Origin of the sequence: Flavobacterium aquiphilum, assembly GCF_027111335.1 — a bacterium.
In the GTDB taxonomy this organism is placed as follows: Bacteria; Bacteroidota; Bacteroidia; order Flavobacteriales; family Flavobacteriaceae; genus Flavobacterium; species Flavobacterium aquiphilum.
Map to the genome: position 1 here is coordinate 4114388 of NZ_CP114288.1, position 25585 is coordinate 4139972.

At 34.0% G+C, this 25585-nt stretch carries 28 protein-coding genes; 25 read left to right on the forward strand and 3 right to left on the reverse strand.

What is annotated here, in order from left to right; all coding sequences use genetic code 11:
* Positions 1–77: 77 nt before the first annotated feature.
* From OZP12_RS16590 to OZP12_RS16615, 6 genes are all read left to right on the forward strand, one after another.
* A complete protein-coding gene (locus tag OZP12_RS16590) occupies positions 78–1064 on the forward strand; it encodes an aldo/keto reductase (RefSeq protein WP_281226169.1) in 987 nt (328 codons plus the stop codon).
* A gap of 197 nt (positions 1065–1261) precedes the next feature.
* Positions 1262–1705, forward strand: a complete 444-nt coding sequence (locus OZP12_RS16595; protein ID WP_281226170.1) for a hypothetical protein — start codon at positions 1262–1264, stop codon at positions 1703–1705.
* 104 nt (positions 1706–1809) lie between these two features.
* Positions 1810–4524, forward strand: coding sequence for a class I SAM-dependent DNA methyltransferase (locus OZP12_RS16600; RefSeq protein ID WP_281226171.1), 2715 nt, complete (start codon positions 1810–1812; stop codon positions 4522–4524).
* A gap of 11 nt (positions 4525–4535) precedes the next feature.
* On the forward strand, positions 4536–6239 hold the full coding sequence (locus OZP12_RS16605; RefSeq protein WP_281226172.1) for an RNA/DNA-binding domain-containing protein: 1704 nt from the start codon (positions 4536–4538) through the stop codon (positions 6237–6239).
* 161 nt (positions 6240–6400) lie between these two features.
* The gene (locus OZP12_RS16610) at positions 6401–8398 is read left to right on the forward strand and encodes a DEAD/DEAH box helicase (protein WP_281226173.1); all 1998 of its coding nucleotides are present in this window, start codon (positions 6401–6403) and stop codon (positions 8396–8398) included.
* Positions 8391–9590: a GIY-YIG nuclease family protein gene (locus OZP12_RS16615; protein ID WP_281226174.1), complete on the forward strand. Its 1200-nt coding sequence runs from the start codon at positions 8391–8393 to the stop codon at positions 9588–9590. The genes OZP12_RS16610 and OZP12_RS16615 overlap by 8 nt, the downstream gene beginning before the upstream one ends.
* Positions 9591–9636: 46 nt before the next feature.
* On the opposite strand, the gene OZP12_RS16620 is transcribed toward OZP12_RS16615, so the two are convergent.
* A complete protein-coding gene (locus OZP12_RS16620; RefSeq protein ID WP_281226175.1) occupies positions 9637–10047 on the reverse strand; it encodes an OsmC family peroxiredoxin in 411 nt (136 codons plus the stop codon).
* A 200-nt stretch (positions 10048–10247) separates the two neighbouring features.
* On the opposite strand from OZP12_RS16620, the gene OZP12_RS16625 reads away from it, so the two are divergent.
* The 6 genes from OZP12_RS16625 (at position 10248) to OZP12_RS16650 (ending at position 15801) form a co-directional block, all read left to right on the forward strand.
* Positions 10248–11312 (forward strand): AI-2E family transporter, encoded by a 1065-nt coding sequence (locus OZP12_RS16625; protein WP_281226176.1) that lies wholly within the window; start codon positions 10248–10250, stop codon positions 11310–11312.
* Positions 11313–11346: 34 nt separating this feature from the next.
* Positions 11347–12066, forward strand: coding sequence for an alpha/beta hydrolase (locus OZP12_RS16630; protein ID WP_281226177.1), 720 nt, complete (start codon positions 11347–11349; stop codon positions 12064–12066).
* A gap of 361 nt (positions 12067–12427) precedes the next feature.
* Positions 12428–12892 carry a hypothetical protein gene (locus OZP12_RS16635; RefSeq protein ID WP_281226178.1) on the forward strand — a complete coding sequence of 155 codons (465 nt, stop codon included), beginning with the start codon at positions 12428–12430 and terminating at the stop codon, positions 12890–12892.
* Positions 12893–12992: 100 nt separating this feature from the next.
* Entirely contained in the window at positions 12993–14405 is a 1413-nt protein-coding gene (rlmD, locus tag OZP12_RS16640) for a 23S rRNA (uracil(1939)-C(5))-methyltransferase RlmD (RefSeq protein ID WP_281226179.1), read from the forward strand.
* Between the two features lie 12 nt (positions 14406–14417).
* Positions 14418–14960: a DUF6452 family protein gene (locus OZP12_RS16645; RefSeq protein WP_281226181.1), complete on the forward strand. Its 543-nt coding sequence runs from the start codon at positions 14418–14420 to the stop codon at positions 14958–14960.
* Positions 14932–15801 carry a DUF6048 family protein gene (locus tag OZP12_RS16650; RefSeq protein WP_281226184.1) on the forward strand — a complete coding sequence of 290 codons (870 nt, stop codon included), beginning with the start codon at positions 14932–14934 and terminating at the stop codon, positions 15799–15801. The genes OZP12_RS16645 and OZP12_RS16650 overlap by 29 nt, the downstream gene beginning before the upstream one ends.
* A gap of 244 nt (positions 15802–16045) precedes the next feature.
* Here OZP12_RS16650 and OZP12_RS16655 read toward each other — a convergent pair whose 3' ends face one another.
* Positions 16046–16282 carry a hypothetical protein gene (locus OZP12_RS16655; RefSeq protein ID WP_281226185.1) on the reverse strand — a complete coding sequence of 79 codons (237 nt, stop codon included), beginning with the start codon at positions 16280–16282 and terminating at the stop codon, positions 16046–16048.
* 378 nt (positions 16283–16660) lie between these two features.
* Between OZP12_RS16655 and OZP12_RS16660 the strand changes: the two genes are divergently transcribed.
* The 7 genes from OZP12_RS16660 to OZP12_RS16690 all read left to right on the forward strand — a co-directional run bounded on the left by OZP12_RS16660 (position 16661) and on the right by OZP12_RS16690 (position 20238).
* Complete coding sequence (locus OZP12_RS16660) at positions 16661–17872, forward strand: patatin-like phospholipase family protein (protein ID WP_281226187.1); 1212 nt, start codon at positions 16661–16663, stop codon at positions 17870–17872.
* 31 nt (positions 17873–17903) lie between these two features.
* Positions 17904–18341, forward strand: a complete 438-nt coding sequence (locus OZP12_RS16665; protein ID WP_281226188.1) for a hypothetical protein — start codon at positions 17904–17906, stop codon at positions 18339–18341.
* 5 nt (positions 18342–18346) lie between these two features.
* Positions 18347–18667 carry a hypothetical protein gene (locus OZP12_RS16670; protein WP_281226189.1) on the forward strand — a complete coding sequence of 107 codons (321 nt, stop codon included), beginning with the start codon at positions 18347–18349 and terminating at the stop codon, positions 18665–18667.
* A 5-nt stretch (positions 18668–18672) separates the two neighbouring features.
* Entirely contained in the window at positions 18673–19002 is a 330-nt protein-coding gene (locus OZP12_RS16675; RefSeq protein WP_281226191.1) for a hypothetical protein, read from the forward strand.
* Positions 19003–19068: 66 nt separating this feature from the next.
* Complete coding sequence (locus OZP12_RS16680; RefSeq protein WP_281226192.1) at positions 19069–19269, forward strand: hypothetical protein; 201 nt, start codon at positions 19069–19071, stop codon at positions 19267–19269.
* A 51-nt stretch (positions 19270–19320) separates the two neighbouring features.
* Positions 19321–19692 carry a hypothetical protein gene (locus OZP12_RS16685; protein ID WP_281226193.1) on the forward strand — a complete coding sequence of 124 codons (372 nt, stop codon included), beginning with the start codon at positions 19321–19323 and terminating at the stop codon, positions 19690–19692.
* Positions 19693–19698: 6 nt separating this feature from the next.
* The gene (locus OZP12_RS16690) at positions 19699–20238 is read left to right on the forward strand and encodes a hypothetical protein (protein WP_281226194.1); all 540 of its coding nucleotides are present in this window, start codon (positions 19699–19701) and stop codon (positions 20236–20238) included.
* A gap of 137 nt (positions 20239–20375) precedes the next feature.
* On the opposite strand, the gene OZP12_RS16695 is transcribed toward OZP12_RS16690, so the two are convergent.
* Positions 20376–21539, reverse strand: a complete 1164-nt coding sequence (locus OZP12_RS16695; protein ID WP_281226195.1) for a THUMP domain-containing class I SAM-dependent RNA methyltransferase — start codon at positions 21537–21539, stop codon at positions 20376–20378.
* A gap of 95 nt (positions 21540–21634) precedes the next feature.
* On the opposite strand from OZP12_RS16695, the gene OZP12_RS16700 reads away from it, so the two are divergent.
* The 6 genes from OZP12_RS16700 (at position 21635) to OZP12_RS16725 (ending at position 25584) form a co-directional block, all read left to right on the forward strand.
* Positions 21635–22399, forward strand: coding sequence for a class I SAM-dependent DNA methyltransferase (locus OZP12_RS16700; RefSeq protein WP_281226196.1), 765 nt, complete (start codon positions 21635–21637; stop codon positions 22397–22399).
* 28 nt (positions 22400–22427) lie between these two features.
* The gene (locus OZP12_RS16705) at positions 22428–23096 is read left to right on the forward strand and encodes a ZIP family metal transporter (protein ID WP_281226197.1); all 669 of its coding nucleotides are present in this window, start codon (positions 22428–22430) and stop codon (positions 23094–23096) included.
* 220 nt (positions 23097–23316) lie between these two features.
* Positions 23317–23748 (forward strand): hypothetical protein, encoded by a 432-nt coding sequence (locus OZP12_RS16710; protein ID WP_281226198.1) that lies wholly within the window; start codon positions 23317–23319, stop codon positions 23746–23748.
* A 194-nt stretch (positions 23749–23942) separates the two neighbouring features.
* Positions 23943–24758: an N-acetylmuramic acid 6-phosphate etherase gene (murQ, locus tag OZP12_RS16715; protein WP_281226199.1), complete on the forward strand. Its 816-nt coding sequence runs from the start codon at positions 23943–23945 to the stop codon at positions 24756–24758.
* A 35-nt stretch (positions 24759–24793) separates the two neighbouring features.
* Positions 24794–25012, forward strand: coding sequence for a DUF6095 family protein (locus tag OZP12_RS16720; protein ID WP_281226200.1), 219 nt, complete (start codon positions 24794–24796; stop codon positions 25010–25012).
* Positions 25012–25584 (forward strand): pentapeptide repeat-containing protein, encoded by a 573-nt coding sequence (locus OZP12_RS16725; RefSeq protein ID WP_281226203.1) that lies wholly within the window; start codon positions 25012–25014, stop codon positions 25582–25584. The genes OZP12_RS16720 and OZP12_RS16725 overlap by 1 nt, the downstream gene beginning before the upstream one ends.
* Position 25585: the final 1 nt, after the last annotated feature.

The following is a 25585-nucleotide window of genomic DNA, read 5'->3' on the forward strand; positions in this document are numbered from 1 at the left end:
TTAGTATCTCAGCATCTTAGCAACTCAAAAAAACTTAGCAACTTAGTATCTTAATAACTTAGCAACTCTAAAGAAAAATGAACTATCGCAAACTGGGAAAAACCAATTTTCAAATTTCAGAAATAGCACTTGGCACTTGGCAAGTGGGTGGAAAATGGGGATCTCCTTTCAATAATAAAACTGCTGATGAATTAATCAATGCCGCCATTGACAAAGGCGTGAATTTTATTGACACTGCCGATGTTTACGAAAATGGATTAAGCGAAACCGCTGTGGGAAGAGTTGTAAAATCACGTTCCGAACGTATTTATATCGCAACAAAATGTGGAAGACATATCAATCCGCACGTAAATGAAGGTTATCAACCGAAAATACTTCAAAAATATGTGGAAGACAGTTTGAAAAGAATGGGATTGGAAACTCTCGATCTTATTCAGTTACACTGTCCGCCTACACAAGTTTTTTACCGTCCTGAAATCTTTGAAATGTTTGATCGTTTGAAAGAACAGGGGAAAATTCAAAACTTGGGTGTCAGTGTAGAAAAAGTAGAAGAAGGCCTAAAAGCTATCGAATATTCTAACGTAACCACAGTTCAGATTATCTTTAATCTTTTCCGTCAACGTCCTTCTGAATTATTTTTTAAAGAAGCACAAAAAAAAGACATCGGAATTATTGCAAGAGTACCGCTTGCAAGTGGTTTATTGACCGGATTATATGATTCCAAAACCACTTTTGGAGAACAAGACCACAGAAACTTCAATCGTGAAGGAGCTGCTTTTGATAAAGGAGAAACATTTTCGGGTATTAATTATGAATTAGGTTTAAAAGCAGTTGATGCTTTAAAAGCACTTTTCCCTGAAGCTACAAATTTGGCACCAATTGCCCTGCAATGGATTTTGAGTTTTAACGAAGTGAGCTGTATTATTCCTGGTGCTTCAAAGGAAAGTCATGTTTTATCGAATCTTTCTGTTTATGATTTACCGCAGCTGACTCCTGAAAAAATCAAGGAGATGAATGCCATTTATGAGCAATACATCAAGCCGCAGGTACATCAGCTTTGGTAAAATAAAATATTACTATCCGTTAATAATACCAACCCAAAAGTTTGTCGGTTTATTAAAAAACAAAAGTTTTTTTCTCTTAAAACCATTAAGATTAAGGTTCATTAAGCCTAAAAACTTAATTTTCTTAATATCTTAATGATTAGAAATATATTACTTTTTTTGGTCCGCTTAGCAGACAGTCATAAAAGAAAATGTAAATGTTCAAAAAAGCAAATCTCAAAGAGTGGTTTGATCGCTATAAATATTCAGAATTGGCGGCAACAAGTTCAGCTTTGTTGGCTTCCCAATTCAGCAGAATTTATAGTGAACTGACAACTGCTTATTTGATAACGTTTGCCGAATATTTGACTTTTTATGGGGTCATGATTTACAGGTCTTACAAAGCCTTGTCTACCAAGAATAAATTGAAAAACCAAGGCGTTTCACTTAAAGAAATTGCTGTTTTGATTCGGAATTTATTGTTTGAATTTGGTTACCCCGCAGTTTTGGATTTCTTTTTAATTCGGCCATTCTGCATGTATTGGATACCGATAGTGACAGGCAGTTATTTTATCGGAATCATATTGGGAAAAATTATGGCAGATAGCTGCTTTTATTGTCTATCTATTTTCAATTACGAATGGATTAAAAAGAAGGAATAATACATTATAAAATCACTGAATTATTTAAGATTACAAATATCATTTGATTAATAATCCCGATAGCTTTTATATATTTACTGAAAATATTCTCCTTACCGAAAAAGATGAAAAAATCTGAGATTCAGCAACTTTTACAAAGCATATCCAACAATATCGATAAAGAAAACTTTATTTATGATTTTCTTTCCTCTTTTGGCTTATCCAGAACCACCATTACTCGTTTAAAAAAAGGCGATTACAATCTTTCTAAAACGGAAGGGGAACTTTTCTATAAAGGGAAAATCTTTTTTAAGGTATTAACGGAGGGGAATCTTCTGGATACTATAGATGAATTATCCAAAGACGAAAAAATCCTGAGACAAAAGCCCCGTTTTATAGTAGTAACGGACTTTATTAGTTTTTTTGCAACCGATACCAAACTAAAAACGAATAAAGATTTTACGATTGCTAATCTTGCAGACCAAATCGATTTCTTTCTGCCTTTATCGGGTGCAGAAATTTATCGGGTAAGCAATGACAATAAACTGGATCGCGAAGCGGCTTATAAACTTGGCGAACTTTATGATATTTTGGTTGCCGATAATCCTGATTGGATAGCACAAGGGAGTCATCAGCTCAATATTTTTTTATCGAGATTATTGTTTTGTTTTTTTGCTGAAGATACCGGTATTTTTTCTGTCAAAAGCATTTTTACCGAAAGCTTGGCCAACAATACCCAAGACGATGGTTCCGATGTGAAAGAATTTCTGTCTTTGCTGTTCAAAAAATTAAACACGGAAAATGGAGATTTTCCCAACTATTTAGACAGCTTTCCTTATGTAAACGGAGGTTTATTTCGCGATGATATCGAATGCCCGAAGTTTTCCAAAAAAGCCCGACAAATTTTAATTGATTCGGGAGAACTGGATTGGTCAGAAATTAATCCCGACATTTTTGGGTCAATGATTCAGGCAGTTGCCGATCCGGAGGAAAGGAACAATTTAGGAATGCACTATACCTCGGTAGTCAACATTCTCAAATTAATCAAACCCTTATTTTTGGATGAACTATACGAAGAATTTGAAAAAAACAAAAACAATGCAAAAGCATTGGACAAACTTTTAGTACGGCTTTCCAGAATCAAATTCTTCGACCCGGCTTGCGGGAGCGGTAATTTCCTGATTATTACCTACAAAGAGTTACGTAATCTTGAAATACAAATCGTTAAGCAATTAATTGATTTGAATACAGGACAACAAAAAAATTATTTTACCGAAATTAAACTTTCGCAGTTTTACGGCATAGAGATCAAGGATTTTGCCCATGAAATGGCCATACTTTCGCTTTGGCTGGCAGAACACCAAATGAACCAAGTTTTTGAACAGGAACTATTGGGACAGGGACAGTCTAAACCCTTATTGCCTCTGAAGGAAGCAGGAAACATTACCGCAGGAAACGCAGCCCGTATCGATTGGGAAGATGCTTGTCCTAAAAAAGAAGGGGATGAGATTTATATCATAGGGAATCCGCCTTATTATGGTGCAAGAAAACAAGATGAAGAACAAAAAAAAGATATTGCGATTAATTTCCCAAAACTAAAGGGAGCCAATAATTTAGATTATATTTTTATTTGGTTTTATAAAGGAACCAAGTTTATAGAAAATATTAATGCAAAATTAGGACTAGTATCTACAAATTCGGTATGTCAAAGAGAACAGGTTTCTTTATTATGGCCTCAAATCCTAAATGATAAAATAGAAATTGATTTTGCCTATCAATCTTTCAAATGGACTAATAATGCTAAAGGAAATGCAGGAGTTACAGTTATAATTGTGGCATTTCGAAATGTAATGGCGAAAGAAAAATACATTTTTACAGAATCAATAACTAAATTAGCTAAAAACATAAATGCTTATTTATTAGATTATTCAAATATTTATATTAGTCCAAGAACAAAATCTATTTCGGGTTTACCTGAAATGAATTTTGGTAATATGGCGAACGACGGAGGGAATCTGTTTTTGACAGCTGAAGAAAGGATGGCTATTATCAATAACGAACCGGATAACATCAATTTTGTAAAAAAGTTAGTAGGATCGTTAGAGTTTTTGAGAGGAATTGATAAATATTGTTTGTGGATAGAGGATGAAAATCTTGATAAAGCATTAGAAAGTTCATTTGTAAGTGAAAGGATAAGTAAAACGAAAGAAGCTAGGTTATCTAGTAAAAGAGAAGCTACGAATAAATTATCATTGACACCACATAGGTTTGCAGAGATTAGACATAGGGATACGGATGCAATATTTATTCCAAGTGTTTCATCAGAGCGTAGAGACTATATTCCATTAGGACTCACAAATAAAGATGAAATAATTGTAGCACCTAATTTAGCAATATACGATGCCCAACCCTGGCTGTTTGGTGTACTACATTCCAAAATGCATATGATTTGGGTGGATGCTGTGGGAGGTAAACTAGAAACACGTTATCGTTATTCGGCTAAGTTGTGTTATAATACCTTTCCTTTTCCTCTTATCAATGAAACCCAAAAGGAACGCATTAATTTATGTGTTTTTGCTATCTTGGACGAACGGGCAAAATATCCCGAAAAAACAATGGCCTGGATGTATAATCCCGAGACTATGCCTAGCGGTTTAAAACAAGCCCACAAAGATTTGGATTTGTGCATTGAGCAAATTTATCGATTGGCTCCTTTTACGACCGATGCGGAGCGACTGGAATATTTGTTTAAACTCTTCGATGAAATGACACAGAAAGCAACTTTGTTTACCAAAGAAAAGACTCCCCGAAAAGCTCAAAGTAAGAAGGTAAAAGAATAATAAAGAGAACAATGAGCATTTCTCTTTCTAATAATAAAATAGCAATCAGTACTATGGAAAGAATTTTGGATAACTTATTGCAGCTTTCCACTGAAAATGAAGTGGCAGAATTTAAAGAAGCTAAAAACCAGTTTGATAAGGATAAACTAGGGCAGTACTTTTCGGCATTAGCCAATGAAGCTAATTTGAATGGACAAAACGAGGCTTATCTGGTTATGGGGGTGAAGAATGACAAAAGTATTGTAGGTACCTCTATAAACGACACTCAAATTAATGATTATAAAGCAGAAATAATTAGGCATACTTCCCCTCGAATTAATTTTTCCAATGTTGCTGCCGTATTGAAACAGGGTAAAAAGGTATTGGTCTTTGCTATTCCCGCTGCTCCAAAAGGACAGCCTGTTTCCTGGAAAGGTCATTATTATGGAAGAGATGGAGAAAGTCTGGGTGCGCTAAACCAATATGAATTTGACAAGATCAAGTCGCAAATTGTAAGTCAGGATTGGAGTGCTCAAATTATAAAATCAGCAAGCATAGATGATTTGTCTAAAGAAGCTATTCAATTTGCCCGAGTACAGTATAAAGAAAAGCATCCTAAACTAAAAGAAGAAATAGACGCCTGGAGTGACGAAACTTTCTTGGACAAAGCAAAAGTAACCTCTAAAGGCAAAATAACGAATACTGCTATTCTTTTATTGGGCAAACCTGAATCAGAATACCTAATAAATCCTGCAACTGCTCGCATTACCTGGATTTTAAAAGACAAGGACAATATTGAAAAGGATTATGCACATTTCTACAACCCATTAATTACAGCGGTTGAGCAAGTAAGTTTAAAAATCAGAAATCTAAAATACCGGTATATTAAGTCCGGCACCTTGTTTCCTGATGAAGTAGATCAATATGACCCTTATATCATTCGTGAAGCTTTACATAACTGTATTGCGCATCAGGATTACACTTTAGGGGGAAAAATAATTGTAGTTGAAAATGAAGATGGATGGCTTACTTTTACCAACTCGGGAAAATTCATCCCAAATAGTGTTGAAGAAGTAGTAACCAGCGATTCGCCTGAGCCTAAATACAGAAATACTTTTTTGGTTGGAGCGATGGTCAATCTTAATATGATTGATACCATTGGCAGCGGAATCAAACGAATGTACAATATTCAAAGGAAAAAGTATTTTCCGTTGCCGGAATATGATTTGTCAAATAACAAGGTCAAAGTGACTATCGTGGGTAAAGTAATTGATGTAAACTATGCCCGAAAAATAGCCGAAATGCCTAATCTTTCACTAGATGAAATTATATTATTGGACAAAGTGGCAAAACTAAAAATTTTGTCAGACGACGAAATAAAATCGTTGAAGTCTAAGCATCTTATCGAAGGTAGGAAACCTAATTTTCATATTTCATCAGACGTTGCTGAAATTGTAGGGGAAAAAGCTTCTTATATAAAACAAAGAGGTTTTAAGGATGATCACTACAAAAAAATGATTATTGATTATATTCAAACTTATAATCAAGCCTCAAAAGGAGAAATAGATGAGCTTATTTTAGACATACTTCCTTCGGTATTAGATAAAAAACAGAAAGACAACAAAATCAAAAATATTATTTATTCATTGTCTAAAAAAGAGCATATTATTGAAAACAAAGGAACTAATCGAAATCCAAAATGGATTTTGAGTTTGTCTAAAAAGGAAGATGAGTAATATTTTTAGACATACTTTTAGACATACTTTTAGACATACTTTAGATAAACTTTAGATAAACTTTAGATATATAGTTACTGATAATCCCTTATAAAATAAGAGAATGTTGAATATCTAAAAAGGAATAAAAAATATTTTTAGATAAATTTATTGACACAAAAATGGAAGATACTACAGCCAACAATTATATAAAACCCATCAATTTGGTTAATGTTACCTATGGACAAACAGGTAAAAGTAAATCTACCAATGAATTGGGGATGCGTGAAATGCAAGCAAAAGCCTATGACTCACGTACAGCAAAATATTTATTGTTAAAAGCACCGCCTGCATCGGGAAAATCAAGAGCCTTGATGTTTCTTGCACTAGATAAACTAATTAATCAAGGATTAAAAAAAGCTATTGTGGCCGTGCCTGAACGTTCTATTGGGAATTCTTTTGCCCCGACCGAATTAAAAAAATACGGTTTTTATGCTGATTGGGAACTGCACCAAAAATACAATTTGTGTTCCCCAGGAAGTGATAAAGCCAAAGTAAAAGCTTTCGCTGAGTTCCTAAAATCCGATTCAAAAATAGTAATCTGTACCCATGCTACTTTGCGTTTTGCTTTTGAAGGTTTACAGGAATCCGATTTCAACAATTGTTTGCTTGCTATTGATGAATTTCATCACGTATCAGCCGATGGCGATAATATTCTGGGAAATGTGATGCGAAAAATAATGGAAAAATCTTCTGCCCATATCGTAGCAATGACCGGGTCTTATTTCCGTGGAGATAGTGTTCCGGTTCTCTTGCCGGAGGATGAAGAAAAATTCATCAAAGTTACTTATAACTATTATGATCAGCTTAACGGTTACGAATATTTAAAATCATTAGGAATAGGTTATCATTTTTATCAAGGTCGTTACTACAAAGTTCAACCCGAACGCAATATGTCTGCTTTAGAAGAAATATTAGACGAGGGCTTGAAAACAATTATTCATATCCCTAGTGTCAATTCAGCTGAGTCTTCCGGTGATAAATTTGAAGAAGTAAATCATGTTATAGACTGTATAGGAGAATTAGAATATCAAGATACAGAAACTGGGGTTTTGTTTGTAAAAAGTAAACGTTCAGGACGCATTTTGAAAATTGCAGATTTAGTTAATGATAATCAAAAAGAAAGAGATAAAATTGTAGCTTACTTACGCGGGGTAAAAACTCCTGACGATATTGATATGATTATTGCTTTAGGGATGGCAAAGGAAGGTTTTGACTGGCCTTTTTGCCAACATGCCTTAACCATTGGATATAGAGGGTCATTAACAGAAATTATTCAGATTATTGGACGTGCAACACGCGACAGCAATAATAAGTCACATGCCCAATTTACGAATCTAATTGCTCAACCTGATGCGGTAGATGATGATGTGCGTTTGGCAGTAAACAATATGCTCAAGGCCATAACAGCTTCTTTGTTGATGGAACAAGTATTGGCTCCAAATTTCAAGTTTAAATCAATGGATGATTTTGAGAATGAAGGAGAAGATGGTGATTCAAACGAAAATACCATAAAAATAAGAGGTTTTAAAAAACCAACTTCACAAAGAGCAAAAGACATCATTGAAAGTGATTTAAATGACTTAAAAGCACGTATTCTTCAGGATGACACTATGCTGAAAGCGTTGCCGGGAAATCTGGAACCTGAAATAATTAACACTGTGCTAATTCCAAAAATAATCCGTGAAATTTATCCTGATTTGGCTGAAGACGATGTCGAGGCAATACGACAGTATGTAGTAGTCGATTCTGTTATTAAAAACAGCGAGGTAGAGGAACATGGTACCAAAAAATTCATCCGTATGGCTGGAAGCTTTGTGAATATTGACGATATTCATATCGATTTAATAGATACTGTAAATCCGTTCCAAAAAGCGTTTGAAATTTTATCCAAAAATGTTACAACCTCCATCTTGAAATCAATTCAAGACACCATCAATATAACCAAAATTGAAATGACCGAAGAAGAAGCGATCGCTTCTTGGGAAGCAATTAAACGTTGGAAAACAAATACAGGAAAAGCACCGGACATTAATTCTTATGACTCAAAAGAGCAACGATTAGCTCAAGCTTTATTAATTTTGCAGGAAGCAAAGCGTAGAAAAAATCAAAATGGCTAAGAGTTTAGACGATATTTTTAATGATGATGATTTTGGTTTATTAGAATCAAAAGAAAAACAACACTTTGTCCGAACAGACGAAGATCGTTTAATCGATTCTTTTGAAGAAATTAATATGTTTTTTGAAAAGAATAAAAGAGAGCCTTCCACGTCTTCTATGTCTGAATATTCGTTGTGTTCCCGACTTAAAGAATTTAGAAATAATGAGCAAAAGAAAGCTATCCTAAAAGCTTTTGATCGATTTAATTTATTGGGTGCTTTTGAACTAAAAATGGGATCCATCGATGATATTTTAAATGATGATACTTTTGGCTTATTAGAAGATGAAGGAGATACTTCAATTTTTGAATTTAAATACACCCCAAAAGGACCTAGCAGAGCTAACGCCGATTATATTGCACAACGAAAGTCGATGAATGAAAGGGAATTTAAAAAATATGAACTCATGTTTCAACAGGTTCACAAAGATTTAAAAGAAGGCAAACGAAAACTTCTTGATTTTACTAATGCAGAAGATAATTTGATTGAAGGGAATTTTTATTTAGTAGATGGAATACTGGCTTATCTTGAAGTTTCTAATGCTGAGAAGATTTTAAAAGAAAATAAATCCGGTGATAGGATACGCTTAGAAGGACGAACGGTTACCGTATTTGAAAATGGAACTGTTTCCAACATGTTATTTAGATCTTTGGGTAAAGCCATTCAAAAAAACGGAAAAATTATCACCAATAGAAATGAAGATATGTATAACCAATTACAGCAAAATTTTGGTGCTGTTGGCGAAGAGGATATACAAAGTGGCTGGATTTATGTTTTGAAATCGAAATCAGAAAACCCAGAAATAAAAAAAATAGAGCATCTTTATAAAATTGGATTTTCTAAAAATCCTATAAAAGAGCGTATAAAAAATGCTTCAAATGAAGCTACCTATTTATTTGCAGATGTAGAAATTGTTGCTTCTTACAACTGTTATAGTTTAAATGTTCAGGCTTTTGAAAGTCTTTTGCATCGTTTTTTTGCTGAGGTTTGTTTGAATATTGATTTATATCATAAATCTGGAAATAGATTTATACCCAGAGAATGGTTTAAGGTTCCTTTAATAGTTATTGACGAAGTGATTGAGTTGATACTAAATCAAAATATCGTTAACTATAAATATGATTTTAGAAAGGCTAAGATTATCTTAAAATAATAATCTTAGCCTTAAGAGGATATTATCTGTAAAATTATCTTAATCCTTAAACCAAAGTAGCTTCGGAAGTAATTTTGGTGTTGAATAATTTTGAAATCGGGCAATTATTTTCGGCTTTCGTAACCAATTCTTGGAATACTTCATTTGTAATACTACTTATTTTAGCATTAACCGTCAAATGAGAACCGATAATGGTTCCTTCAACCAAGTTAATCTCACATTTTGTTTCAATGTTATCAATTACTGCTGCGGTCTCACCAATAAAAGCGGTAAGCTGCATGGTAAAACATCCCGCATGAGCCGCCGCGACAAGTTCTTCCGGATTGGTTCCAACTCCCTCGGCAAATCGGGATTTGAATGAATATTGAGTATTTACCAAAGTTGTACTTTGCGTAGTTAATTTACCGGCTCCTTCCATCAAGGAACCATTCCAAACTGCAGTTGCATTTCTTTTCATATCGTTTTAGTATTTATTGGTTTACTCAAATTTAGGTTTTTTACTAAAAAAAAGATTTTGGCAACTGATTTATTTAACTAAAAATTAATAATGACAAACGACAAAGAATAAGGTCTCATTTTTTTGTAACTTGTATGTCAATTATTTAACATATTAGCATTCTTTTGAATTAACACAGTCCAAGTTAAAACCCAATCGATATGACTCCTACTCCATCTGATTTTTACAGAAAAACTTCGACTCTCGAAATTTTTCAATATTTGTTTATTGCATTGGTGATTTTATATTTTGGAAGATCACTGTTCATTCCGTTAAGTTTTGCGTTACTGATTAGTTTTTTACTTTATCCCGTTTGCAGATGGCTAGAACAAAAAGGAATGAACAAAAGCATTGCGATTGGACTTTCTTTAGTAAGTGTCCTATTTATATTTATAGCGATTTTATACTTACTTTTTGCCCAAATAATAGAGTTTTCGAATGAATGGGAAAGCTTGGAAGTGAAATTTGAAGAAACCTTAAATCAGTGGAGTGCCTTTTTAACGAATCAGTTTGGAATAAATGAAGAAAAGCAACTGAATTATATTAAAAATGTTTTGACCAACTCAGGGTCTCAAGTTTTCTCACTGCTTAAAAACACGGTATATTCTTTCTCTGAATCACTGTTCTACCTTTTAATAATTCCTATTTTTTCTGCACTCATCTTATTTTACCGTCAATTATTGGTTCAGGCGCTCTACCACATTTTTCCTTTGGACAAAAAAGAAATGATTCACGAAATTATCTTAGAAACCATTCAAGAATATTACAAATTTATAAAAGGGATGTTGGCTGTTTACTTGATAGTAGGAATTTTGAATAGCATTGGGCTTGCGATTATTGGTGTTCCCTATCCGTTTCTTTTTGGGTTCACCGCTTCCATACTTACATTCATACCCTACATTGGTATCATGGTTTCTTCATTATTACCAATCACGGTAGCATGGATCACATTTAATTCTATTTGGTATCCCATTGGAGTCATTGCCGTCTTTTCGTTGGTACAAGTATTGGAAGCTTATATCATATTTCCATATGCAGTTGGAAGCCGCTTAAAAATTAATACGCTGGCAATTTTGATAATGGTTATTGCCGGTGGGATATTATGGGGAGCGGCAGGAATGATTCTATTTATACCTTTTATAAGCATTTTGAAACTTTTGGCAAACCGAACCGAAAGCCTTAAACCCTTATCTTTATTACTTAGTGATGGAAAGTCAAAAAAATAATAATTACTTTTAAATTAAATTTCAAAACCAATTAATGAAGAAAAAAATAAAAATATTGAGATTGATTTGGATCACATTTGGCCTCTGCTTTTTTCTCTGGATAGTTTTTTCGTATCAAACCAAAGGAGTTGATGAAGCGGTTCTTGAAAGCAATTCTGTTATTCAAGTAGAAAATACAAGCGATATTATCTCTTTTACTCCTAAAAAAGGTTTCCAAAAAGTTTTTATTTTTTTCCCTGGCGCTATGGTAGCTGCTGATGCCTACGCTCCTCTTTGCCTTAAAATAGCCGAAAACGGCTATAAAAGCATTATCATAAAAATGCCTTGGCGACTTCCTTCATACGGCTATAACAAACCAAAAGAAATGAACCTCTTCGAGGATAATACCAAAGAATATATTTTGGCAGGACATTCCAAAGGCGGAATGATGGCAGCTAAATTTGTTTATGAAAACCCAAAATTGATCGACAAATTGATTTTACTGGGCACAACACATCCGAGGGATTTTGACCTTTCCAAATCGGCGATTCCAATTATGAAAATATATGGTTCCAATGATGGTGTTGCCGACACAAAAGCAATTAACCAAAATAGACCCAAATTGCCACCTAGCACCAAATATGTTTTAATTAAAGGCGGAAACCATTCGCAATTTGGTTATTATGGCTCACAACTGGGAGACAATGAAGCAAGCATCAGCAGGGAAGAACAGCAAAAAATAATTTTGAATTCGATTTTGACGTTTATTAAATAGCAGAACTTCATTATTTCTAGTATTCCCCTGCCCCTGATTGCAGCGAAAAGCCCGCAGGTATGGAAACATTATAACACTTGCCCGAAAAGAGCGACTCCTCTCCCCCAGCCCCTCTCCAAAAGAGAGGGGTAGCCAAAAGCTCCTTTTCGCGTTTAGTGTTATTGTTTCCATAACGAGGACTTGTAGCGGAAAGCGGGATAAGGCTCTAAAAATGAACAAAATAAGACAGATTTTTAAAGTTAATTTTCTTAACTTTATGTCTTTCAGAAATATACACTGTCAAAATTGAATAAAATCTGTGTCCCAACAAATTTGTCAGTCATCAAAAACTATCCACAGAATCAAATAAATTTTATTTGCTATGAAAAAAGTAATCATATTATGCTGCCTATTGGCATTGATGGGCTGCAAAACAAAAAATGTGCATTTAAAACCAACTGAAAAAGTAATTCCTCCTGATGAAATGAGCAAAGTCGAAGAGACACAGGAAAAAAAAGCTTACGGAATTGGAAAAAGGATTTTGATGACCTGCAACAATTCTAAATTCACACCTTTTACGACTAAAGAGGCCACCGACAAAGTTATTGCCAATTCAACAATTGAAAACATCAATAAAATTTGTGCTAAGTACAATCTGAAATACGGCCTTTTTAAAGATCTCCAATTTGTGGAAATGATTCATGACAAGGCTGAAAACACAAATGTGTACCGATTTAAAGCTTTATTTGAATATGAAAAAGCAAACAAAGAGCTTAGGGTAACCATGAACTCTGAAAATAAGGCTTCGGCAATTTCGACCAAAGACTGGAAAGATGAGTTTGAATGAAATTTTCACAATTTGTAATCTTGTAAACTGAGACTAAAAACCCAAAACCATTTTATCAAAAAAAATTAGAATTAAATTCTAAAAGCCTTACTTTTGCGCTATGGCAAGAAAAAATACAGACAAAGTTGTCTTTCATCAAATAAAAGTCCTTGATGCTGGCGCAAAAGGCGTTTCGGTGGCAAAAGCCCCCGACGGAAAAGTAATTTTTATCCCAAATGTAGTTCCGGGAGATGTGGTTGACGTACAAACTTTCAAGAAACGCAAAGCGTATTATGAAGGGAAAGCAGTTCATTTCCATGAATTATCAGAACATCGTGTGGATCCAATTTGCGAACATTTTGGTGTTTGCGGTGGTTGTAAATGGCAAAATATGAATTACAACCAACAATTGTTTTTCAAACACAATGAAGTAAAAAATCATTTGCAACGCATTGGAAAAATCGAACTTCCAGAATTTGAACCGATTTTAGGTTCGGAAAAACAGTTTTTTTACAGAAATAAAATGGAGTTTTCGTTTTCGAACAGCCGTTGGTTGACCGAAGCCGAAATTGGAAGTGACCAAGATTTAATGAACCGAAATGCACTTGGTTTCCATATTCCAAAAATGTGGGACAAAATCCTGGACATTAATAAATGTCATCTACAAGAAGACCCATCGAATGCAATTCGTAATGAAGTTCGCGCCTTTGCCAACGAGCATGGTTTGACTTTCTTTAATCCGAGAGCGCACGAAGGTTTACTTAGAACGTTGATGCTTAGAACGGCTTCGACGGGTGAAATCATGGTTTTGATTCAGTTTTTTGAAGATGACAAAACCAACAGAGAATTGATTCTTGATCACCTTTACGAAAAATTTCCGCAGATTACTTCCCTGCAATATGTGGTTAACAATAAAGCAAACGACACTTTATATGATACCGACATCATTTTATACAAAGGTAGAGATTACATCCTGGAAGAAATGGAAGGTTTGAAATTTAGTATTAACGCTAAATCTTTTTACCAAACCAATTCGGAGCAAGCATACGAATTATACAAAATAGCCAGAGATTTTGCCGGACTTACCGGAAATGAAATCGTTTATGATTTATACACGGGAACAGGCACCATTGCTCAATTTGTTTCCAAAAAAGCAAAAAAAGTGATTGGTGTAGAAAGTGTCCCTGATGCTATAAAAGATGCCAAAGCCAATGCAAAACGCAATAATATTGATAATTGCGAGTTCTTTGTTGGGGATATGAAAGTCGTTTTTAATGATGCTTTTATTACGCAACACGGTCATCCGGAAGTGATTATCACAGACCCGCCGAGAGATGGTATGCACAAAGATGTAATTGAACAAATCATGAAAATTGCCCCTGAAAAAGTAGTTTACGTAAGTTGCAACTCGGCTACACAAGCAAGGGATTTAGCGTTAATGGACGAAAAATACAAAGTTACGAGAGTGCGCCCGGTGGATATGTTTCCGCAGACACATCATGTTGAAAATGTTGTACTTTTGGAAAGAAGATAAGCCCTTACATAAATGAAAAAAATAATTGCTTTTTTTATTATTATTCTAGGTTTCGCCTCCTCCAGTTGTGAGCCCGATGATATTTGTGATCCTACTACTCCAACAACGCCTAGAATGCTTATTAAGTTTTATGACATTTCAAATCCTTCCGTCCAAAAAAACGTAACGAATTTAAAAGTTGTTGGCGAAGGAATGAGTGAAGGAGTCGTTTTGAATCCGTCAGCAGTTGATGACACCAAATATTTAGCTAACGGTAACAATATTTTACTTCCGTTAAAAACAGATGCTGATATTGTAAAATATAAATTCATACTAAATTACGGTAACAAGAATCCATTACTGGTGAATACCGATAATTTAGAATTTCATTACACCAGAGAGAATTTATATGTATCCAGAGCTTGTGGCTACAAGACTATTTTTACTTTGGATCCAACTAAACAATTTATACTAACAGATAATACACCTGCTGATGAATTATGGATGCAATATGTGATTGTGGCACAAAATAACATAACATACGAAAATGAGACAATTATTAAAATATTCTTTTAGTATTTACTTTTTGTTGTCTCTGTTATTTGTACAGGCGCAAGAAAAAACGACTACCACAACTGTTGAACAGGGTGTTAAAATAACGGAGCAAAAAAGTACTGTTCCAACAAAAAAGACTCCTGAAAAAAAACTCGATTCAACAAAAACGGAACCTCCAAAACCCAAAATGGACCGATATGGTTTAATTGTTGGTGTTGATATCAATAAAGTGGCTCGATCATTTTATGATTCCAATTATAAAGGAATCGCGTTTACGGGTGATTATCGATTTTCCAAAAAAAACTATTTATACGCAGAACTAGGTAGTGAAAGCATCACAGTTGAGGATCCTTTATTGACCACTACAACCAAAGGATCTTATCTTAAATTCGGTCTAAACCGTAATCTCTACACAAATTGGTTGGATATGGAAAACCTTATCACAATAGGTGTACGAGGCGGTTTCAGCACATTTAATGAAGAGTTAAAGAACTATCGTATCTATAATCCAAATCCTTATTTTGGACCATCTGAGCTTATCGATTCTGGAGTTACACACAATGGATTGACAGCCAGTTGGGCAGAAGTTTCTGCAGGAATAAATGTAAAAGTATTCAACAATGTTTATGTTGGTTTTAGCTTACAAGTAAAAGCATTGATAACAAATTCGGAGCCTACTGATTTTGAAAATCTTTATATTCCAGGTTTCAACAGAACCTATGATGGTAATTTTGGAGCTGGATTCAATTATACCATTGCTTATTTTATTCCTATCTATAAAAAGAAAGTTGTACCGGTAGAAGTAAAAAAAGTTTCGAAAGCGCCCACTAATGGAGCAGTAAAAACGGTACCAAGACAATAATACATTGAAAATTGATTACAATACCATTTATACATATAAAATAGTCCAATCTACTCGTTCCTTTCCTCCAATACTGCCTCAAAAAATAATTCCGTAGCTAAGGCTATGCGATGATTTTTATCGTTGTCTTGAAGAAAAATAACTTCGCATCTTTAGACTATTTTACATATATAAATGGTATAAAAAAGGAGTAAAACTGAATTGAATTCAGTTTTACTCCTTTTCATTTTAGGTTACATTAAGGCTATCCTATTTCCTTGATCCCTTTAACAAACAACCATGACATGAATAGTTTTTCTCCGTCTTTGGTTTTCGCTGCCTGAAATTTTGGAGCCAAAAAAGTTCCTAAAAGAAAAGCGGTCATCGGTATCCAAAATCCTGAAAGACTGGTATATTGTTCTACCAAATAGCGAAATAATATAAACAATATAGCAAAACAACCCAGATTGTATAGAAATGCTCTTACTTGTAATTTTGTCATTTTAATGTATTTAAATTCTGCTTTCAAAATTAATTGAAAATCTACAAAATTCTCATAAAAGGCCATATTTTATTTAGAGACTCAAGCTAACAGCAAAAAAAATGGCTAAATAATACAAATTTAACAATAATTACCTTTATTATTTTTCGTATTGATTTATGTGTTAATTTTATCACAATCCAAAAACAATTTTTGTAAACAATTAATTTACAGGTAAATATAACAAGAAATCTTTCTAAAGAATTCTGTTTGTTATTTATCATAAATCTTTCATGGGCTTTTTTATAGATCTACTACCCAACAAACAAATCTCTTAATTATCTAAAAAGAAGTAACTCTTGCAAGTTAAAAGCTTGATACATTAAACATATATGCATTATGAAAACAAAAAAGCAAATTGCACATCAAAATTTAGGAATCGCCAAAAAAAATAAAATAATACTAAGCATCGATGGTGGTGGGATGAGAGGAATATTAACCATTCAGTTACTAAAAAGACTGGAAGCAATAGCTGGAAGTCCCTGTTATGAATGGTGCGACATGGTGGCTGGAACATCTACAGGAGGAATTATTGCTTCTCTAATACTTAATAAAAAGAGTGCTCAAGAAATAGAAGATCTTTACGTAAAACTGGTTTCCAGAGTTTTCACAAAACGAAATATGTTGGCTAATCGTTTTTACAACCCACCCGCTTTTGACAAAATTAATTACAGGACTCTTCTCAAGGAAATTGTTGGAGACAAAACCCTTCAAGATGTCTGTAAAGAAACTGGTCTGGATTGTGTTTTGACTTCAAAAGATATGTCTGCGGGCGAAGAAACTTTTTTTACCTGCGTCAATAAAGATGATAATTTTATAGGTACCTACAAATCGGTTTTGCTTCGGGGCGTTATGGAAGCCACAATGTCGGCACCAACTTATTTCACTCCATTTGAACGATTTATTGACAGTGGAACAACCACTTTTAACAATCCCGTGCTAGCTGCAGTATTGGAAGCATTAGAATATACCGGAAAAGAAAAATACAAATCAGATCAATTAACTGTTTTCAGTTTTGGAACAGGAACCACACTTCGATTTATAGCTCCTGACAAAACACAAGATCCCAAAGGCATTGATGCTTTGTTTTGGCTCAATTATGTTATGGAAGAAACAGGTAAAGACGCCAGTGAAATGCAAGTTGATGTTTTGCGTAGTGGGTTAATCAAAGGACTGGATTTTCGCAGATACCAAATCTCCTTTGACGAAGAAACGATGTCAAAATTACCAAATGAAAAAATAGAACATATCCAATCACTGAAAGCCGATTGGTTACATAGCCTAAATAATGAAGAATTAGGAAACATCGACATGGCTGACGTCAGTTTGTTCCCTTTGATGATTACCATCGGAAATGCAATGGCGGATTACATTTGCCCTCCTGATGAAGAAAATCTTCCAATCACAGAGCGAAAAGGAAATTGGTTCCGCTCTGATTTCGTGTACAGTAAAACTGGTAGAGGAACATTAGTTACCGCAAGAGGTGATGTCGCATCCATCAAAAAACATCTTGAAAGTAAAACTTGGATTGAAAATCAACCAACCGCTTGATAAAGTATAACACGTTTTAAATATTTAGCCTATGAAAACAAAAGTTTTAATTTTTGCCTCATGCCTACTCATGACGCTGAATAGCTGCATTTCTCTAAAATTGGTACCTGATTATAGTGAAGCCATCGAAACGCAAATTATCCAAACACAAAAACAAAACGAAAATTTATATACTGGATTATTGGAACTACCGCAAGAGAAAAGAACATACTCCAGTGTTTCCAAAGAATACTTAGAAATCGAAAGCAACATCAATTCTATTTTGTTCCAATATCAATCCCGCGAAAAAAATGAAGATTTTGTAAAAATGGGCAAACTTTTAAAAGACAATTTCGTACAGTACAAAAAAGAACATAAAGACAAAAAAACGCTCAATGATGGAGAAATTTCTTTATATGTTGCCTATATCAACGGCTTTTGGCAACCTCTTTTAACGGCAGAAAAAGCATTAAAAAACATTAAAAATTAAACATCATGACATTAGACATTAACGAGATACTAGCAGATATGCTCAACGCAATAAAAGGTTCAGTCAAAGACGACTGGAGTGTGGTCAAAAAATCAGCTAACAATTTTATCCAAAGCAAAAAAGATCGTCTGGAATTGCTAGCAAACATGCGAATAACAGGAGCCATAGACAACGATTTTTTTGAAAAAAGATTAGCAGACGAAAAAGAAATATTAACCTCAGAATTGCATTCCATTGCAATTGTCAACAAAGTAATGGCGCAAAATGCTGCCAACGCCGCTTTTAAAGTTTTAGAAAACGTAATAACTACAGCATTAATAATTTAGAAATCATGATAAATAGAAAATTTTTCTTCGATCAGGCAAGAAACACGCTATTTGGCGGAAGTTTAAATACCAAACAAGTGAATGGATTGACAACAATTCTAGACGAATGGGACACTAGTTATTCACATAATGACGATCGATGGCTTGCTTATATGCTGGCCACAGCACATCACGAGACTGGTCGCACTATGCAACCTATAGAAGAATGGGGAAAAGGAAAAGGAAGACCTTATGCTAACCGACTGAAAATGGCCAAAGACAAAAACAGAAATAATATACCTTATACTGACACTTCAGAGATTTTTTATGGGCGTGGATTTGTTCAACTCACTTAGTATGAAAATTATGATTTGGCCGGGCAAAAACTCAATCAGGACTTTCTGCATAATGCAGCTGGTGTCATGGAAATTTCCAATGCTACCAAAATCATGTTCCTTGGTATGACCGAAGGTTGGTTTACAGGCGCAAAACTATCTACTTTTTTTAACCAAAACATAGAAGACTGGAAAAACGCCCGAAAAATAATCAATGGCTTAGACAAATGGGACTTAATAAAAGATTATGCCCTAAAATACTATGCGGCAATAAGTCATACCATTTAAATTCGTTTTTTATTAATGTCTTTTTACCACTAAATTGGATAAAATAAAACTATGAAAAAAACATCTTTTGCATTAATACTGATTTATATACTTTTTACATCCTGTGTGAGTAAAAAAGAATACGCTGCTTTAGAAGCTAGGAATAAGGAAACACAAGATTTATTAAATTCTTCAACTCAAAATCTAAATAAAATCTTTTACGAAAAAGAAAATATTTCATTAGAAAACCAACGCCTTTTAATAGAAAATGAATCTCTAAAAAAAACAAATGAGGAATTAAAAAATCGTATTGAGAATAGTACAAGTTCTCCAATAGAACAATTAATAGAATTCTGCTGCTCAAATCATAATCCGGGCCATTGTGCAACTAATATGCAAGAAATGAAAAAATTATGTTCTGAATATAAATGCATTTTTAAATAAAAAAACATGATAAAAACGACGATTATAACAATATTATTTTTTGGAGCTTTATATTTTGGCTCAGGCGGTTTTATAGTACTTGATAATGAACAACAATATGAAAAAGCTTTAACACTTCAAAAAAAAGAAATATTGTATAAAAATATAAGGTTTTACAACAAAGAAGTAATGGAATCAGCAAAACAACAAGATTTAATACTAGATTTCTATCCTTATTATGATAGATTACCATCTGCATTGAACTTTATTATAACAGCAATTTGCTTTGGCATAATTGGATCCATTGGGAAAATAATAAATGATTCAATAAAAAATGAAACATTATTGCACAAAAAAACAAATCTCCTTTTAATACCCTGTCAGGGAGGCATAATTGGTTTGATCATTTTAGGAGTTTCTTATACCATTCCAGTGATCTTGACAAGCGAAAATGTGACCTTAAAACCTATAACTGTAGTTTTTTTATCCTTATTTAGTGGAATTTTTTATGAGAATTTTTATCAATGGTTTTTAAAGAATCTAAATGATAATGTCTTTAAACAATAATATAAAAAGTTTATAAAATAGACAGACTAATAAGAATCACTTAATAATTTATAAAACGATCAAAATACCAAATAAAAATCCCGATAGTTTCTTCGTCTAAGAAACTATCGGGATTACATTCTATAATTAAGAACTAGCTATTCAGAAACATTTTGAAACTTTGTTCTCTTGCTTCCTTCATACATTTCGTATTTGACCAATCGGGCTTCGATGCTTCCATTGTAAAGTTTGATTTTTCGCGAAGGTTTTAATCCCACGAATTTCAAGGCTTCCAGATTTCCAGTGATAAACCAGGCATTTGTTCCTGGGTAATTTTTCTTGAGTGTGTCTCCAATATTTTTATAGAATTCTTCAGTGCGAATATCCAATCGCTCATCATATGGTGGATTGAAAACAATATGTAATTTACCCTGTGAGGTTTTCTCAGTATCAAAAAAGTTTTGCTCCTCAATCTTTACATACTCATCCAGATTGGCATTTCTCATATTGTCCTTGGCTTTTTGAACCGCAGATGGAGCTTTGTCATAACCTTTTATAGTGTAGTGAAACTCGCGAACTTTTTTCATCAGGGAATCCATAATTTGATCAAACAATTGATTGTCCCAATCATTCCATTTCTCGAAAGCGAATTCCCTACGGTTGATATTCGCAGGAATATTGCAAGCAATCATCGCCGCTTCGGCTAAAAATGTCCCCGAACCACACATTGGGTCAAGGAAATCACATTGTCCATCCCAACCCGAAAGCAGTAAAATACCAGCTGCCAAAACCTCATTTATTGGTGCAATGTTAGTCGCAGTCCTATAACCTCGTTGGTGCAATGAATTACCAGAGGTGTCCAAAGCTACCGAAACTTGGTCTTTATCAATATGAATATTTATTTTTAAGTCCGGAAAAGCTTTATCAATACTTGGACGCTGACCTGTTCTTTCACGAAACTGGTCCACGATTGCATCTTTACACTTTTGAGAAACAAACTCTGTATGATTAAAATAGGTAGAATGAACTGTGGTATCAATCACAAAAGTCTGATTGGCATTGATATATTTTGACCAATTCGTCCCTCGAATTCCTCTGTATAACTCTTTTTCATCCCTCGCCTTAAAAGAATAAATGGGTTTTAAAATCTTCAAAGCCGTGCGTAAAGACAAATTTGCCTTATACATAAATCCTTTATCTCCCTTAAAACTCACCATTCTCACCCCCTGCTCCACATCCTGCGCACCAAGCATTTGTAGTTCTTTTGCCAATATTTCTTCAAAACCAAAAAAGGTTTTGGCAATCATCTTAAAATTCTCCATAGCCGCCTAACCTCCCAAATGGAGGAATTGTTATCATTAATATTCGGCAAAAATACACTAAATTTGCGGGACTCAAATTAAATGAAAAAGAATAAATGTCTGATTCTGCACATAACAAAACACAAAATCAAAATTATAATCCTGAAAACTGGTTTGCTTCTTGGTTCGACAGTCCTTATTACCATATCCTTTACAAAGAAAGAAATTACAGGGAAGCACAGTTGTTTATGGACAACCTTACCCATTACCTCAATTTGCCTGAGAAAGCCAAAGTACTTGACCTCGCTTGCGGTAAAGGCCGACATGCTATTTATCTAAACCAATTAGGCTTTAATGTTATAGGTGCCGATTTATCAGAAAATAGTATTGCAGAAGCCAATCGAAATCAGAATGCAACGCTACATTTTCAGGTTCACGACATGCGTGAAAAATTTGATGATAAATTTGACGCCATTTTCAATTTGTTTACCAGTTTTGGTTATTTCGAAAAAGATGAGGACAACTTAACTACATTAAAAGCCATCAAAGAAAGCCTGACCGAATACGGTTTTGCCGTAATCGATTTTATGAATGTAACCAATGTTTTAAATAATCTGGTTCCCGAAGAAGTTAAACATGTTGATGGAATCGATTTCCATATCAAACGCTACCTCAAAGATGGTCATATTTTCAAAGAAATTGACTTTGAAGACCAAGGACACAACTATCATTTTACCGAAAAAGTAAAAGCCTTAACCCTTAAAGATTTTGAAGAAATGATGGAAGAAGCTGGAATCTTTTTGTTGGATATTTTTGGCGATTATAAACTGAGAAAATTCCACAAAACAGAAAGCGAAAGATTGATTATGATTTTTAAATAGGCATCAAAAGTTTAAACGATTAAAAAACATGAATTACTTATTACCTCTATTTTCAGTACTTCTTGGATATTTCATAGCTTTATTTCTAAAGCCAAAAAACAAAACCACTCTTAAACTATTATTGGCGTTTAGTGGTTCGTTTTTGCTTTCGCTTACCGTAATGCACCTACTTCCTGAAGTATATGAAAGCAAAAACCACAACATTGGAATTTTTATAATGTTGGGGATTTTGTTCCAAATCATATTAGAATTTTTTTCCAAAGGAGCCGAGCACGGTCATGTACATGGCCATTCCAAAATGTACCAAATCCCTTGGTTATTGTTCATCAGCCTTTGCATTCATGCCTTTTTAGAAGGTTTTCCTGTAAGCCATCACCATGATTTGGCAATCGGAATAGCAATTCACCATTTACCTATTGCCATTATTTTGACTTCCTTCTTCATTAGTTCTAGTCTTAATAAACATGCAATTTTTTTATTTATGATCACTTTTGCGGTCATGACACCACTGGGAACTTTAGTATCAGACATTCTTCCTCAATTAAATGATTATTATTCCGAGATTACAGCTGTAGTAATAGGTATTTTATTCCATATTTCATCAACTATCATTTTTGAAAGCAGCGAAGGGCACAAATTCAATATAGCCAAAGTTTCGATGATTGTAATTGGAATTTTCTTGGCCTATTTGATATAAGCTCCCCTTTGTTTCCTCATATAGAACTAGATTTTAACCTTTTATCCCTTTCTCCAATTTCAAATTAATGCATTATTAATTTAAATAATTTGCATTATTAAAAACATTACTGTTAATTTGCTGTATAAAAAATTAGGAAATTACTGCCTTTAAAAGATTGTAAAATCCTAATAAACTCACAGAAAAACAATGATAGAAAATTACCCGAAAATCTTTTTACATGTTTAATTTTTTCAAAAAGAAGCCTAAAGAATATACTAAAATTGAAAATCACATTTTTGGGATTATTACTGAGCTATTAAAAATTAGCGCAACAGATATCAATTGTGATGAATTAGGTGGGAAATATTATTTAAGCAACGAAGAGCAACATTTTAGAGTTACGATTTTCAGCAATGATTCGGTCATACGAATGACCAATACACGGGATTCTGTTGCCGAGAAATACGACAAAATTTTCGTTGAAAATGTCTTAAGAGCCGTCAAAGAAGAAAAACACCGCAGAATGGAATTGGTTTGTGATTCAATTACCAATAGTATCGAAAAAATGGCAGAACGCCTACATAACAAGCTTATTGAATCGAATGAGGAGGAAGAAGCAAAAGAAGACAATAGCAAAAGCGAAGAAGACACATTTCTAAAAAGTGTGTAATACAAATAGTAAAGATTGACTTTTTGATAAAAGTAGATCTTTTTTAAATCAAATTTCAAGAAAGCCACAACACTTTTTCTAAAATAAAATATTCATTTTATTGCAGTTTTTTTTCATTTAACACAGAATAGATAAGTTTTAAAATTCCCTAACTTTACCGACACACAAAAAGTTGCCAATTTTAAAACAGAACAATGACTTTCACAAAAACTACTGAACAATCTTCCAAATACGAACATTTAGAAAAAATGTCTGTTCAGGAATTACTTTTCAATATCAATAACGAAGACAAAACAGTACCTCTCGCTGTCGAAAAGGCCTTGCCACAAATAGAGGCACTGGTAACCGAAATCGTTGCCAAAATGAAACTCGGCGGACGGTTATTTTACATCGGAGCGGGAACTTCTGGACGTTTAGGTGTTGTCGATGCATCCGAATGTCCTCCCACTTTTGGCGTTCCGTTTGATTTGGTTGTCGGGATCATCGCCGGTGGAGACAAAGCCATTCGTAGAGCCGTAGAAAACGCTGAAGATGATGCTACTCAAGCTTGGGCAGACTTACAGGAATTCAATATCAATGCAAAGGACGTGGTTATAGGTATTGCTGCCTCTGGAACCACACCTTATGTTATTGGCGGTTTACAAGCGTGTAATGACAAAAACATCAGCACCGGAAGTATTTCCTGTAATGCCGGAAGTCCGCTTTCGCAAACAGCTAAATTCCCAATTGAAGTCATCGTTGGTCCTGAATTTGTAACGGGAAGCTCCAGAATGAAAGCCGGAACTGCACAAAAATTGGTTCTGAATATGATCAGCACTGCAACGATGATTCAGCTAGGAAAAGTAAAAGGAAACAAAATGGTCGATATGCAATTGAGCAACAATAAACTCGTTGACCGCGGCATAAAAATGATTATGGGAGAAATTCCTGTGACTTATGAAAAAGCCGCTGAATTACTAAAAGCAAACGGAAGCGTCAGAAAAGCAGTTGATTTTTACAACAAACAGTAAATCAATTAAAGCAAAAAATTAAAAACTAAGTCCAAATGGCAAATAAAGATCTCATGGCAAAAGGCATAAAATACATAGCTGGTGCTATCCCGCTAATGTTTATAGGCCCTACCATAATTTACAATGCATTTATGAACCAACATATCAATTGGCATTATTTGGTTTTAATTGTTGGAATCATCCTTTGTGCTGTATCAATGTATTTAATGTTCTCAGGTTTAAAAATAATAATGAAAGGCATATTTAACGACTAATGGAAGATTTCATTCACGTTCAAAAAACATTCGACAAAGTCATTTATATTGGCAAAAAAGTCAACAACCGCGAATTTGAAGATTGCACTTTCAAAAATTGCGATTTCTCCAATAGTGATTTCTCCAACACAACATTTATGGATTGTGAATTTATTGACAGCAATTTATCGATGATTCAGTTGGGCAATACCAGCATGAAAACGGTAAATTTCAGAAATTGTAAACTCTTGGGAATTGCTTTTCATACCTGCGAAGATTTTTTATTCAGTGTTCAGTTTCAGGATTCTGTTTTGGATTATTGTTCGTTTGCCAATAAAAAAATGCCCAAAACCAAATTCAATTCGTGCTCGATGAAAGAAGTTTCTTTTATCGGGACTAATTTGACCCAATCGGTTTTTGAAAACTGTAATTTGGACAATGCCATTTTTAACGACACCATTTTGGCTGGAGCCAATTTTACAACTGCATATAACTATAAGATTGATCCCGAATTCAACCCAATGAAGAAAGCCAAATTTTCCAGTCAGGGAATTGCAGGCCTTTTAGATAAATACGATATTAAAATTGAGTAAT

Excerpts from the sequence above, each read along its gene's own strand:
- OZP12_RS16650 (WP_281226184.1), top strand. The coding sequence starts at position 14,932 with ATGAGACAATTATTAAAATATTCTTTTAGTATTTACTTTTTGTTGTCT.
- OZP12_RS16695 (WP_281226195.1), bottom strand. The coding sequence starts at position 21,539 with ATGGAGAATTTTAAGATGATTGCCAAAACCTTTTTTGGTTTTGAAGAA.
- OZP12_RS16675 (WP_281226191.1), top strand. The coding sequence starts at position 18,673 with ATGATAAATAGAAAATTTTTCTTCGATCAGGCAAGAAACACGCTATTT.
- OZP12_RS16655 (WP_281226185.1), bottom strand. The coding sequence starts at position 16,282 with ATGACAAAATTACAAGTAAGAGCATTTCTATACAATCTGGGTTGTTTT.
- OZP12_RS16660 (WP_281226187.1), top strand. The coding sequence starts at position 16,661 with ATGAAAACAAAAAAGCAAATTGCACATCAAAATTTAGGAATCGCCAAA.
- OZP12_RS16595 (WP_281226170.1), top strand. The coding sequence starts at position 1,262 with ATGTTCAAAAAAGCAAATCTCAAAGAGTGGTTTGATCGCTATAAATAT.
- OZP12_RS16710 (WP_281226198.1), top strand. The coding sequence starts at position 23,317 with ATGTTTAATTTTTTCAAAAAGAAGCCTAAAGAATATACTAAAATTGAA.
- murQ (WP_281226199.1), top strand. The coding sequence starts at position 23,943 with ATGACTTTCACAAAAACTACTGAACAATCTTCCAAATACGAACATTTA.
- OZP12_RS16670 (WP_281226189.1), top strand. The coding sequence starts at position 18,347 with ATGACATTAGACATTAACGAGATACTAGCAGATATGCTCAACGCAATA.
- OZP12_RS16680 (WP_281226192.1), top strand. The coding sequence starts at position 19,069 with ATGGAAATTTCCAATGCTACCAAAATCATGTTCCTTGGTATGACCGAA.
- OZP12_RS16615 (WP_281226174.1), top strand. The coding sequence starts at position 8,391 with ATGGCTAAGAGTTTAGACGATATTTTTAATGATGATGATTTTGGTTTA.
- OZP12_RS16645 (WP_281226181.1), top strand. The coding sequence starts at position 14,418 with ATGAAAAAAATAATTGCTTTTTTTATTATTATTCTAGGTTTCGCCTCC.
- OZP12_RS16720 (WP_281226200.1), top strand. The coding sequence starts at position 24,794 with ATGGCAAATAAAGATCTCATGGCAAAAGGCATAAAATACATAGCTGGT.
- OZP12_RS16620 (WP_281226175.1), bottom strand. The coding sequence starts at position 10,047 with ATGAAAAGAAATGCAACTGCAGTTTGGAATGGTTCCTTGATGGAAGGA.
- OZP12_RS16700 (WP_281226196.1), top strand. The coding sequence starts at position 21,635 with ATGTCTGATTCTGCACATAACAAAACACAAAATCAAAATTATAATCCT.
- OZP12_RS16625 (WP_281226176.1), top strand. The coding sequence starts at position 10,248 with ATGACTCCTACTCCATCTGATTTTTACAGAAAAACTTCGACTCTCGAA.
- OZP12_RS16725 (WP_281226203.1), top strand. The coding sequence starts at position 25,012 with ATGGAAGATTTCATTCACGTTCAAAAAACATTCGACAAAGTCATTTAT.
- OZP12_RS16605 (WP_281226172.1), top strand. The coding sequence starts at position 4,536 with ATGAGCATTTCTCTTTCTAATAATAAAATAGCAATCAGTACTATGGAA.
- OZP12_RS16685 (WP_281226193.1), top strand. The coding sequence starts at position 19,321 with ATGAAAAAAACATCTTTTGCATTAATACTGATTTATATACTTTTTACA.
- OZP12_RS16690 (WP_281226194.1), top strand. The coding sequence starts at position 19,699 with ATGATAAAAACGACGATTATAACAATATTATTTTTTGGAGCTTTATAT.
- OZP12_RS16705 (WP_281226197.1), top strand. The coding sequence starts at position 22,428 with ATGAATTACTTATTACCTCTATTTTCAGTACTTCTTGGATATTTCATA.
- OZP12_RS16590 (WP_281226169.1), top strand. The coding sequence starts at position 78 with ATGAACTATCGCAAACTGGGAAAAACCAATTTTCAAATTTCAGAAATA.
- rlmD (WP_281226179.1), top strand. The coding sequence starts at position 12,993 with ATGGCAAGAAAAAATACAGACAAAGTTGTCTTTCATCAAATAAAAGTC.
- OZP12_RS16630 (WP_281226177.1), top strand. The coding sequence starts at position 11,347 with ATGAAGAAAAAAATAAAAATATTGAGATTGATTTGGATCACATTTGGC.
- OZP12_RS16635 (WP_281226178.1), top strand. The coding sequence starts at position 12,428 with ATGAAAAAAGTAATCATATTATGCTGCCTATTGGCATTGATGGGCTGC.
- OZP12_RS16600 (WP_281226171.1), top strand. The coding sequence starts at position 1,810 with ATGAAAAAATCTGAGATTCAGCAACTTTTACAAAGCATATCCAACAAT.
- OZP12_RS16665 (WP_281226188.1), top strand. The coding sequence starts at position 17,904 with ATGAAAACAAAAGTTTTAATTTTTGCCTCATGCCTACTCATGACGCTG.
- OZP12_RS16610 (WP_281226173.1), top strand. The coding sequence starts at position 6,401 with ATGGAAGATACTACAGCCAACAATTATATAAAACCCATCAATTTGGTT.